General features: G+C 49.9%; 6 tRNA genes. All 6 read left to right on the top strand.

Annotated elements, in window-relative coordinates:
• The first annotated feature begins 217 nt into the window (after window positions 1–217).
• Window positions 218–293: transfer RNA gene (locus PBF_RS24790), tRNA-Lys, on the top strand.
• A gap of 16 nt (window positions 294–309) precedes the next feature.
• Window positions 310–394, top strand: a tRNA-Leu gene (locus PBF_RS24785).
• A 103-nt stretch (window positions 395–497) separates the two neighbouring features.
• Window positions 498–572 (top strand) — tRNA-Gly (locus PBF_RS24780).
• Window positions 573–579: 7 nt separating this feature from the next.
• Window positions 580–656, top strand: a tRNA-Arg gene (locus tag PBF_RS24775).
• A gap of 5 nt (window positions 657–661) precedes the next feature.
• Window positions 662–738, top strand: a tRNA-Pro gene (locus PBF_RS24770).
• Window positions 739–756: 18 nt separating this feature from the next.
• Window positions 757–832 (top strand) — tRNA-Ala (locus tag PBF_RS24765).
• Window positions 833–893 lie beyond the last annotated feature (61 nt).

Here is an 893-nt window from a genome sequence, read left to right as displayed (position 1 = left end):
CAAGCAGAGGGTCGGCGGTTCGATCCCGTCATCCTCCACCATAACTTTTGAATGAGCAAAATGCTCTTCATAAGAAATGAGCCAATAGCTCAGTCGGTAGAGCAGATTGCAGCATCAGTGAGATTCTTCATCCGAATAGCAATCTGTGACAAAGCACGCAGGGCTTTGGAACATCTGACCAAGCAGTTTCATGCTTTAGGCAGCAGAATCTTAGTACGAGCCATTAGCTCAGTCGGTAGAGCATCTGACTTTTAATCAGAGGGTCGAAGGTTCGAGTCCTTCATGGCTCACCATTTTTAATTTCATATTGCGGGTGTGGCGGAATTGGCAGACGCACCAGACTTAGGATCTGGCGCCGCAAGGCGTGGGGGTTCGACTCCCTTCACCCGCACCAGATTGACTGTCTCGAGAGACTCAATCTGCTTTAAATGCCAAAGGCATTTAAAGCATTTGTTAAACTCCAAGCTTGATTCAATAAGAAAAATAATATTCTCTATGCGGAAGTAGTTCAGTGGTAGAACATCACCTTGCCAAGGTGGGGGTCGCGGGTTCGAATCCCGTCTTCCGCTCCATTATTTTGCGCCCGTAGCTCAATTGGATAGAGCGTTTGACTACGGATCAAAAGGTTAGGGGTTCGACTCCTCTCGGGCGCGCCATTATACGGGGAGTAGCTCAGCTTGGTAGAGCACTTGGTTTGGGACCAAGGGGTCGCAGGTTCGAATCCTGTCTTCCCGACCAGTGACACTTCTTTTACATGGGGCCTTAGCTCAGCTGGGAGAGCGCCTGCTTTGCACGCAGGAGGTCAGCGGTTCGATCCCGCTAGGCTCCACCATAAATATATAATCATTTCGGCGGTGTAGCTCAGCTGGCTAGAGCGTACGGTTCATACCCGT

It is taken from the genome of Cytobacillus firmus DS1, from assembly GCF_000565285.1.
Taxonomy (GTDB): Bacteria; Bacillota; Bacilli; order Bacillales; family Cytobacillaceae; genus Cytobacillus; species Cytobacillus firmus_A.
Note: the sequence above shows the minus strand (reverse complement) of the source record. Positions and strands in the feature narration are given on the sequence as shown.